At 60.0% G+C, this 9,092-nt stretch carries 9 protein-coding genes; 7 read left to right on the top strand and 2 right to left on the bottom strand.

Annotation, left to right across the window (positions count from 1 at the left end; translation table 11 throughout):
* Positions 1–106: 106 nt before the first annotated feature.
* Positions 107–1,027, bottom strand: coding sequence for a zinc ABC transporter substrate-binding protein (locus QMX98_RS28680; protein WP_169858121.1), 921 nt, complete (start codon positions 1,025–1,027; stop codon positions 107–109).
* Between the two features lie 66 nt (positions 1,028–1,093).
* Here QMX98_RS28680 and zur point away from each other — a divergent pair, with 66 nt between their 5' ends.
* The 4 genes from zur to QMX98_RS28660 are packed head-to-tail and all read left to right on the top strand — an operon-like array spanning position 1,094 to position 3,896.
* Positions 1,094–1,576 carry a zinc uptake transcriptional repressor Zur gene (gene zur, locus QMX98_RS28675; RefSeq protein ID WP_010465632.1) on the top strand — a complete coding sequence of 161 codons (483 nt, stop codon included), beginning with the start codon at positions 1,094–1,096 and terminating at the stop codon, positions 1,574–1,576.
* Positions 1,576–2,361 (top strand): zinc ABC transporter ATP-binding protein ZnuC, encoded by a 786-nt coding sequence (gene znuC, locus QMX98_RS28670; protein ID WP_010465634.1) that lies wholly within the window; start codon positions 1,576–1,578, stop codon positions 2,359–2,361. Before zur ends, znuC begins: the two co-directional genes overlap by 1 nt.
* Positions 2,354–3,142 carry a zinc ABC transporter permease subunit ZnuB gene (gene znuB, locus QMX98_RS28665; RefSeq protein WP_010465635.1) on the top strand — a complete coding sequence of 263 codons (789 nt, stop codon included), beginning with the start codon at positions 2,354–2,356 and terminating at the stop codon, positions 3,140–3,142. The genes znuC and znuB overlap by 8 nt, the downstream gene beginning before the upstream one ends.
* Before the next feature lie 37 nt (positions 3,143–3,179).
* Positions 3,180–3,896 carry a PA5502 family lipoprotein gene (locus QMX98_RS28660; RefSeq protein WP_169858120.1) on the top strand — a complete coding sequence of 239 codons (717 nt, stop codon included), beginning with the start codon at positions 3,180–3,182 and terminating at the stop codon, positions 3,894–3,896.
* Between the two features lie 122 nt (positions 3,897–4,018).
* On the opposite strand, the gene katE is transcribed toward QMX98_RS28660, so the two are convergent.
* A complete protein-coding gene (gene katE / locus QMX98_RS28655; protein ID WP_282411745.1) occupies positions 4,019–6,157 on the bottom strand; it encodes a catalase HPII in 2,139 nt (712 codons plus the stop codon).
* Positions 6,158–6,417: 260 nt separating this feature from the next.
* On the opposite strand from katE, the gene QMX98_RS28650 reads away from it, so the two are divergent.
* The 3 genes from QMX98_RS28650 (at position 6,418) to QMX98_RS28640 (ending at position 8,961) form a co-directional block, all read left to right on the top strand.
* The gene (locus QMX98_RS28650) at positions 6,418–7,425 is read left to right on the top strand and encodes a methionine ABC transporter ATP-binding protein (protein ID WP_010465641.1); all 1,008 of its coding nucleotides are present in this window, start codon (positions 6,418–6,420) and stop codon (positions 7,423–7,425) included.
* Positions 7,425–8,099: a methionine ABC transporter permease gene (locus QMX98_RS28645; RefSeq protein ID WP_010465643.1), complete on the top strand. Its 675-nt coding sequence runs from the start codon at positions 7,425–7,427 to the stop codon at positions 8,097–8,099. The genes QMX98_RS28650 and QMX98_RS28645 overlap by 1 nt, the downstream gene beginning before the upstream one ends.
* A 91-nt stretch (positions 8,100–8,190) precedes the next feature.
* Positions 8,191–8,961, top strand: coding sequence for a MetQ/NlpA family ABC transporter substrate-binding protein (locus QMX98_RS28640; RefSeq protein ID WP_010465644.1), 771 nt, complete (start codon positions 8,191–8,193; stop codon positions 8,959–8,961).
* Positions 8,962–9,092: the final 131 nt, after the last annotated feature.

The following is a 9,092-nucleotide window of genomic DNA, read 5'->3' as shown; positions in this document are numbered from 1 at the left end:
GGCAAGCCTCGCTCCTACAGGTTTGTGTCGTGCACATTATCTGTGAACGGCACAAATTCCGTATGAGCGAGGCTTGCCCGCGGATGGGGCGTCGCAGATCCCGCCGTTACAACGACTCCAGACACCCCGCCAAATCATTCCCCAACTTCTCCAGCACCTGCTCATACCCCTGCGCAGTCGCCGGCGTGTACCCGCCCAGCGCATCCAGCTCCGCCAATTTCACCGGCAGGCCTGCCACCAGGGTTTCCGCCAGGCGCGGACGCAACGGCGGCTCACTGAACACACAGGTCTTGCCGACTTCCTGCAACCGCGTGCGCATCGCTGCGACGTGCTGGGCGCCCGGCTGGACTTCGGCGGCGACGCTGAATACGCCGGCGTGCTTGAGGCCGTAGGCGTCTTCAAAGTAGTCGAAGGCCTCGTGGAATACGAAGTACGGTTTGCCTGCGATGCCGGCCAGACGCGCTTTCAAGCGAAGATCCATTGCATCCAGACGCTCATCGAACGCCTTGAGGTTGCTCTGATAACGCGTGGCGTTGGCCGGATCGGTTGCACTCAAGTCAGCAGCCATTTTTGTGGCGATCACGCGAGCGTTTACCGGAGACAACCACAAATGCGCGTCCAGGCTGCCAGGGCGATGATCGTGGTCATGCTCATCGGCTTCTTCCGCGTGCGAATGGTTGTCTTCGCCGAAGTGGCGAAGTTTCAGTCCTGGCAGATCCTGCACAGCGATGCTCGGCAGCGTTCGACCGTTCAGCACGCGAGGCAGGAACCCTTCCATGTCCGGACCGATCCAGTAAACCAGATCCACCGATTGCACCTTCCGTACGTCGGAAGGACGCAAGGCATAGTTATGCGGTGAAGCGCCCGGTGGTAGCAGCACTTCCGGGATTGCCACGCCGTCCTGCACCGCAGCGGCAATCAGCTGTAGCGGCTTGATGCTGGTGAGGACTTTGACGTCGGCTTGAGCTGAGCCAATGAACAGAAAACTTGCGGCAAATGTGACAAAGATAGAAAAAAGTCGGGACACGATGACCACTCGAAGAGGCGAGAACGGGTAACATAATAACGTCTCTCACAAAACTCGTCGCCGCTCATGCCTAAAACACCGATTGCCAGCCGTCCACACGACCACTCTCATTGCGTACATAGCGCACTGACTGAGGCCGATGCCTTGTGCGCACGTCAAGGCCTGCGCCTGACCGCCTTGCGTCGGCGGGTGCTGGAGCTGGTGTGGCAAAGTCACAAGCCGTTGGGTGCCTACGACATTCTTGCGGTACTCAGTGAGCAGGATGGCCGCCGCGCTGCGCCGCCTACCGTGTACCGTGCGCTGGATTTCCTGTTGGAAAACGGCCTCGTCCACCGCATCTCCTCGCTCAACGCCTTCGTCGGCTGCAATCACCCGGAGCATGCCCACCAGGGTCAATTCCTGATCTGCCGCGAATGTCACGCCGCCATTGAGCTCGAACAGAAATCCATCAGCGACGCGATCATCAGCAGCGCCAAGGATGTCGGTTTCGTCGTCGAAGGCCAGACCGTTGAAGTGGTCGGCCTCTGCTCGGGTTGCCAGGGGGCTTGATGAGCAATGCGCTGATTCGCCTCGAGCAGGTTGTCGTCACCTTTGCCGGGCAAAACGTGCTGGATAACATCGAGCTGAGCGTCGAGCCGGGGCAGATCGTCACGCTGATCGGCCCGAACGGCGCGGGCAAGACCACGCTGGTGCGCGCGGTGCTCGGTCTGTTGAAGCCGGACAGCGGCAGCGTCTGGCGCAAGCCGAAACTGCGGGTCGGTTACATGCCGCAAAAACTTCACGTCGATCCGACGCTGCCGTTGTCGGTACTGCGCTTTTTGCGTCTGGTGCCCGGCGTGGACCGTGCCAGGGCCTTGGCGGCACTCAAGGAAGTCGGCGCCGAGCAGGTGATCGACAGCCCGGTGCAAAGTGTTTCCGGTGGCGAAATGCAGCGTGTGCTGCTGGCTCGAGCCCTGCTGCGTGAGCCGGAACTGTTGGTGCTCGACGAACCGGTGCAAGGCGTCGATGTGGCCGGCCAAGCCGAGCTCTACAGCCTGATCACGCGGCTGCGCGACCGTCACGGCTGCGGGGTATTGATGGTCTCCCACGATTTGCACCTGGTCATGAGCACCACCGACCAGGTGGTCTGTCTGAATCGTCATGTCTGCTGCTCCGGGCACCCGGAACAAGTCAGCGGCGATCCGGCTTTCGTCGAGCTGTTCGGCAAGAACGCACAAAGCCTGGCGATTTATCACCACCACCATGACCACGCCCATGACTTGCATGGTTCGGTGGTCAACGCGGCCCCGACGGCCCAACCCCATGTCCATGGAGATAGCTGCAAGCATGGCTGATTTTCTGCTCTACGCCCTGCTTGCAGGTCTGGCTTTGGCGCTGGTCGCAGGACCGCTGGGTTCGTTCGTGGTCTGGCGGCGCATGGCCTATTTCGGCGACACCTTGTCCCACGCGGCCTTGCTCGGCGTGGCATTGGGCTTTCTGCTGGATGTCAGCCCTACCGTTGCCGTCACCGTCGGTTGCTTGCTGTTGGCGGTGCTGCTGGTGACGTTGCAACAGCGTCAGCCGCTGGCGTCCGACACGCTTTTGGGAATTCTCGCACCAAGCACGCTCTCTCTGGGCCTGGTCGTACTAAGCTTCATGCACGAAGTGCGGATCGACCTGATGGCGTATCTGTTCGGCGACTTGCTGGCGATCAGCCCGACCGACTTGGCCTGGATACTCGGTGGCAGCGCCGGTGTTCTCGCGTTGCTGGTGACGTTGTGGCGGCCATTGTTGGCGATCACGGTGCATGAAGAACTGGCCCGGGTGGAAGGTTTGCCCGTGCCGGCGCTGCGCCTGGCCTTGATGTTGCTGATCGCGGTGGTGATCGCTGTGGCGATGAAAATCGTCGGTGTGTTGCTGATTACTTCGCTGTTGATCATCCCGGCGGCTGCGGCACAACGTCACGCTCGCTCGCCAGAACAGATGGCGCTGGGCGCGAGCCTGCTGGGCATGCTCGCGGTCTGTGGCGGGCTGGCGTTGTCGTGGTTCAAGGACACCCCGGCGGGCCCGTCGATTGTTGTGACGGCCGCCGCACTGTTTCTGCTGAGTTTTGTCCTGCCCCGTCGAGGGGTGTAGACTTGCTCGTTTTTTGCGCAAATAGAGAGTCGCAGGAATGAAGCTGTCAGCCTCCCGTTATCTGCTCCTTGTCGCATTTTCGCTGCTACTGGGCGCTTGCCAAAGCACGCCATCGGCCACCACTGCGGCGACCGATGCCCGGGCCACGGCCATCGCGCAGCTGGAACAAAACCTGGCCAGCAGCGAGCTGGCCACCGCCGAAGACCAGTTGGCGACCTTGCAGGCCCAGTCGCCAGACGATCCGTCCCTTGTGCAATATCAGCGGCAATTGGCCGAAGCCTATCTGCGTCGCAGCCAAATCGTGCTGCAAAAGGGCGATGTGAATGCGGCCGCTACGGCGCTGGCCCGGGCCCGGGCATTAATGCCAAAGGCTCCGGCGCTGACGGGTGGGGTCAACAACGCCATCGTCAATGCCCGTAAAGCTGAACTGGACAGGGCTGAAGCGGCGCTCATGGCAGCCGAGGCCAAGCCACAGGCCAGAGTCATTGATCCTACGGCTGAGAGCACCACAATTGCCTTGAACCTCACGGATATGAGCAAACTTCGCCGTCAATTGGATGCGATTGCCGCCGATGTGGTGAATTACCAGTGCGATGTCAGCATTCAGGCGCCGCGTACCCAGGATTACCCATGGTTGGCGACGTTGCTGACTAAACGGGTGAAGAAGCTGGATTCGGAGTTCGATCTGAATCTGCAGAAGCAGATCCTGCGCAACGTTCCGGCGCAGATCGTCTTGAGTCCGCGTAAACCCTGAACGCTTCGCGAGCAGGCTCGCTCTCACAGTGAATCGGGGTTGATTACACTTTCTATGATCAAACCCAAACCCTGTGGGAGCGAGCCTGCTCGCGAAGGCGCCCTCCCTAACGATACAAAACCTTAAGCCGGAATCGCCTTGGCCTTCGGCTCCCGATCCCAAACCCGATGCTGCCCGATGGCGGCAAAGAACGGTTTGATCAATTGGGCATCCGCACCCACGACCAGCCCCGCATCCACCTCAAGCTTCAACACGTCCAGCAACTGCTTCGCCTCGCCATGCAGCGCAATCGCTTTCAAGTGTTTGTATGCTTCCAACAGGTAATGCAGCGCTACGCCATCGCCACTCAACGCCTTGATCGACGCCGCGCCACCGGGTACGAACACCGCATCGAATGCCACCGAAGGCAAGCCTTCCATCGAAGCGTCCACTGGCAGTGTCTTGCCATCGGCGGTGGTCACTGGCGCGGAAGTCGGGCCGAGCAGCTTGGCGTGCGCACCTTCTGCCTTCAGCGCCTTCTTCATCGCATCAATCGCAGCACCATCGACACCGTTGGCCGTCAGAATCGCCACTTTCCGCGTTTTGATATCCCCCGGCAGCAGGTTGGCCTGGCTCAAGGCCGGTGAGCGATCGAGTGAAGTTTTACGCACTTCGACGGTGCCAGACTTCGGCGCCGGCAAACCAAGGTTCTGCGCCACGCGTTTGGCCAGTTCCAGATCGATATTGGCCAGGATCTCGTTCACCTGACGTGCACGGATGAATTCACGCTCAACCTTGCCCAGCTCAAAGCTGTAAGCCGAGATGATGTGTTCCTGCTCGTGCTTGCTCATGCTGTGGAAAAACAGGCGCGCCTGGGAGAAATGATCGCCGAACGACTCGCTGCGCTGGCGAATCTTGTTGGCGTCGATGCGCTCTGGATAGGTCTCGAATCCACCGTCCTGCGCGGCAGGCGGCGTTTCTTTCGGCCAACCGCCATCGATGGAATTCGGTTCGTAGGAGGCGCGCCCCTTGTCGATGGTGGTGCGATGCAGCGCATCCCGCTGGCCGTTATGGAAGGGTGCTACGGGACGGTTGATCGGGATCTCGTGAAAATTCGGCCCACCGAGTCGGCTGATCTGCGTATCGGTGTAGGAAAACAGCCGCCCTTGCAGCAGCGGATCATTGGAGAAGTCGATGCCCGGCACGATATGGCCCGGGCAGAACGCAACCTGCTCGGTTTCGGCGAAGAAATTATCCGGGTTGCGGTTGAGCACCATCTTGCCCAGCGGGGTAATGGGCACCAGTTCTTCCGGGATCAGTTTGGTCGGGTCGAGGATGTCGAAGTCGAAGTTATGTTCGTTTTCTTCTTCGATGACCTGCACGCCCAACTCCCACTCCGGGTAGTCGCCCATCTCGATCGACTCCCACAGATCGCGGCGGTGGTAATCGGTGTCTTTACCGGCGAGCTTCTGCGCTTCATCCCACACCAGTGAGCAAGTACCGGCGGTAGGGCGCCAGTGGAATTTGACGAAGCGTGATTTTCCTTCGGCATTGATCAAGCGGAACGTGTGTACGCCAAAGCCCTGCATGCTGCGCAGGCTTTTCGGGATCGCCCGGTCGGACATGGCCCAGATCACCATGTGCGCCGACTCTGGCACCAGCGAGACGAAATCCCAGAAGGTGTCGTGAGCCGAGCCGCCGGTAGGGATCTCGTTGTGTGGCTCCGGTTTCACCGCGTGCACGAAGTCAGGGAACTTGATTGCATCCTGAATGAAAAACACCGGCATGTTATTGCCCACCAGGTCGAAGTTGCCTTCGTCGGTGAAGAACTTCACGGCGAAACCTCGCACGTCCCGCACGGTATCGCCTGACCCACGCGGGCCCTGCACCGTGGAAAAGCGCACGAAGACCGGGGTTTTCTTGCCGGGATCTTGTAGGAAACCGGCTTTGGTCAGAACGGAATGGTTTTCATAGGTCTGGAAAAAACCATGAGCGCCAGTGCCCCGAGCATGGACGATGCGCTCTGGAATGCGCTCATGGTCAAAATGCGTGATTTTTTCACGCATGATGAAGTCTTCCAGCAACGACGGCCCGCGCGCGCCGACCTTCAACGTGTTCTGGTTGTCCGAAACCTTCACGCCCTGATTGGTGCGCAGGGCTTGTTCGGTGGCGTCGGAGCGAAACTTTTCCAGGCTATCGAGCTTGGCATTGGTGTTGCCGCGGTCCAGGGTATCGGTCCCGGCCAGTGCGCTTTTAGGTGCGGCAGGCTTTTTAGTACTCATCAGTCGTAAACTCCTCGTTGCGATCCCGTAGCCAGGACTTATATGCATTCCCCAGGCACGGCACCGGGGGCGTTTTCGAGTTGCCTTATTAGTGACTGGCGAGCTTTTTAGCCGTTCCTTTTTTCTAACCTTCGATCGCGTTATTGCCAAATGGAAGGTTGAATGCGGAATAAATGCTAATAACCTCTATACGGACAGGCTAAAATGCGCGCCCGGCTAACCGCTGACCCTTTTCCAACGCGCCCCACAAGGTTCGCTACGTGATCGAGTTTCAAAACGTCCACAAAACCTACCGCGTCGCCGGTAAGGATATTCCCGCCCTGCACCCGACCAGTCTGACGATTGAGAACGGTCAGGTCTTCGGCCTGATCGGTCACTCCGGCGCGGGAAAAAGTACCCTGCTGCGTCTGATCAATCGCCTGGAAGAGTCCAGCGGCGGCAAGATCTTCGTCGACGGCGAAGAAGTCACCGCACTCGACGCCAACAGCCTGCGCCGCTTCCGCCAGCAGGTCGGGATGATTTTCCAGCACTTCAACCTGCTGGCGTCCAAGACCGTGGCCGACAACGTCGCGCTGCCGCTGACCCTGGCCGGTGAACTGTCGCGCAGCGAGATTGACCAGCGTGTCGCCGAGTTGCTGGCGCGGGTCGGTTTGTCTGACCACGCCAAAAAGTACCCGGCGCAGCTGTCCGGCGGCCAGAAGCAGCGCGTCGGCATTGCCCGCGCCCTGGCGACCAAGCCAAAAATCCTGCTGTGCGACGAAGCCACCAGCGCCCTGGACCCGCAGACCACGGCGTCGGTCCTGCAATTGCTGGCTGAGATCAATCGCGAGCTGAAACTGACCATCGTCCTGATTACCCACGAGATGGACGTGATCCGCCGGGTCTGCGACCAGGTCGCCGTGATGGACGCGGGTGTGATCGTCGAGCAAGGTTCGGTGGCCCAGGTGTTCCTGCATCCGAAACACCCGACCACCAAACGTTTCGTGCAAGAAGACGAGCAGATCGATGAAAGCGAACAGCGTGACGACTTCTCCCATGTGCCGGGCCGCATCGTGCGTCTGACCTTCCAGGGCGAAGCGACCTACGCACCACTGTTGGGGACCGTCGCTCGGGAAACGGGCGTGGACTACAGCATCCTGGCCGGTCGTATCGACCGCATCAAAGACGTCCCTTACGGGCAATTGACCCTGGCTGTTACCGGTGGCGACATGGAGGCGGCGTTCGCCCACTTCACCGCAGCTGACGTCCACATGGAGGTCCTGCGCTAATGGAAGTCCTGACAAGTTTCTTCGTCAACATCGACTGGTTCGAAATCTGGCTGGCTACCGGCGATACCCTGCTGATGCTCTTCGGTTCGTTGTTGTTCACCGTGTTGCTCGGCCTCCCGCTGGGCGTGTTGTTGTTCCTGTGCAGTCCGCGTCAGTTGCTGGAATCCAGAACGCTATACGCCGTGCTGTCGCTGGTGGTGAACATCCTGCGTTCGCTGCCGTTCATCATTTTGCTGATCGTGATGATCCCGTTCACCGTGCTGATCACCGGCACCTCGCTCGGCGTCGCCGGTGCGATCCCGCCGCTGGTAGTGGGTGCCACGCCGTTCTTCGGGCGACTGGTGGAAACCGCCCTGCGTGAAGTGGATCGCGGCATCATCGAAGCCACCCAGGCCATGGGTGCGACGACCCGGCAGATCATCATCAACGCCCTACTGCCAGAAGCCCGCCCGGGCATTTACGCGGCGATTACGGTGACGGCTATTACACTGGTGTCCTACACGGCGATGGCCGGTGTGGTCGGTGCCGGTGGGTTGGGCGACCTGGCGATCCGTTTTGGTTATCAGCGTTTCCAGACCGATGTGATGATCGTCACCGTGGTGCTGTTGCTGGTGCTGGTGCAGGTTCTGCAAATGGTTGGTGACAAACTGGTCGTCCATTTCTCCAGAAAATAAACAGTTATCGTAAACAAGACATGAGCCGGCCATTCGCTGGCAGGCGCCAAATCCAGGCGCCGCAAGCGGGTACCCACAAGGAGTTAGCTGAATGAAAAAACTACTCGTCGCGTTCGCAGCCGTTGCAGCGTTTTCCGCTCACGCTGACACTCTGACCGTTGCCGCCACCCCGGTGCCGCACGCGGAAATCCTCGAATTCGTCAAACCGGCCCTGGCCAAAGACGGCGTGGACCTGAAGGTCAAAGTCTTCACCGACTACATCCAGCCGAACGTGCAGGTTGCCGAAAAACGCCTGGACGCCAACTTCTTCCAGCACCAGCCGTACCTCGATGAGTTCAACAAGGCCAAGGGCACCGACCTGGTCGCCGTTGCCGGTGTACACCTGGAACCGCTGGGCGCTTACTCCAGCAAGTACAAGGCCCTGACCGAACTGCCAGGCGGCGCCAACGTGGTGATCCCGAACGACGCCACCAACGGCGGTCGCGCGCTGTTGCTGCTGGCCAAGGCCGGCCTGATCAAGTTGAAGGATTCGAACAACATCCTCTCGACGGTCAAGGACATCACCGAGAACACCAAGGACCTGAAATTCCGTGAGCTGGAAGCCGCGACCATCCCGCGCGTGCTGACCCAGGTCGACCTGGCGCTGATCAACACCAACTACGCGCTGGAAGCCAAGCTCGATCCGTCCAAGGATGCGCTGGTCATCGAAGGCAACGACTCGCCTTACGTGAACATCCTCGTAGCCCGCCCGGACGACAAGGACAGCGAAGACATGAAGAAACTGATTGCTGCCCTGCACAGCCCGGAAGTGAAGGCCTTCATCCTCGAGAAGTACAAAGGCGCGGTATTACCGGCGTTCTGATCTGAGTCGTTAACAAAAAATGGGGCGCATCGAATGCGCCCCATTTTTTTATGCCTGAAACACCTTCCCCTGTAGGAGCCAGGCGTGGCGGCGGCGGCGCGGGCCCGGGCGCGTTAGCCCGCCAGCCTGGG

It is taken from the genome of Pseudomonas sp. PS02303 (assembly GCF_029959925.1).
GTDB classification, from domain to species: domain Bacteria; phylum Pseudomonadota; class Gammaproteobacteria; order Pseudomonadales; family Pseudomonadaceae; genus Aquipseudomonas; species Aquipseudomonas mandelii.
The sequence above is the reverse complement of the archived record's forward strand: the minus strand, read 5'-3'. Positions and strand labels throughout refer to the sequence as shown.

Coding starts and splice junctions, on each gene's coding strand:
- zur (WP_010465632.1), top strand. CDS start 1,094: ATGCCTAAAACACCGATTGCCAGCCGTCCACACGACCACTCTCATTGC.
- QMX98_RS28645 (WP_010465643.1), top strand. CDS start 7,425: ATGGAAGTCCTGACAAGTTTCTTCGTCAACATCGACTGGTTCGAAATC.
- znuB (WP_010465635.1), top strand. CDS start 2,354: ATGGCTGATTTTCTGCTCTACGCCCTGCTTGCAGGTCTGGCTTTGGCG.
- znuC (WP_010465634.1), top strand. CDS start 1,576: ATGAGCAATGCGCTGATTCGCCTCGAGCAGGTTGTCGTCACCTTTGCC.
- katE (WP_282411745.1), bottom strand. CDS start 6,157: ATGAGTACTAAAAAGCCTGCCGCACCTAAAAGCGCACTGGCCGGGACC.
- QMX98_RS28640 (WP_010465644.1), top strand. CDS start 8,191: ATGAAAAAACTACTCGTCGCGTTCGCAGCCGTTGCAGCGTTTTCCGCT.
- QMX98_RS28660 (WP_169858120.1), top strand. CDS start 3,180: ATGAAGCTGTCAGCCTCCCGTTATCTGCTCCTTGTCGCATTTTCGCTG.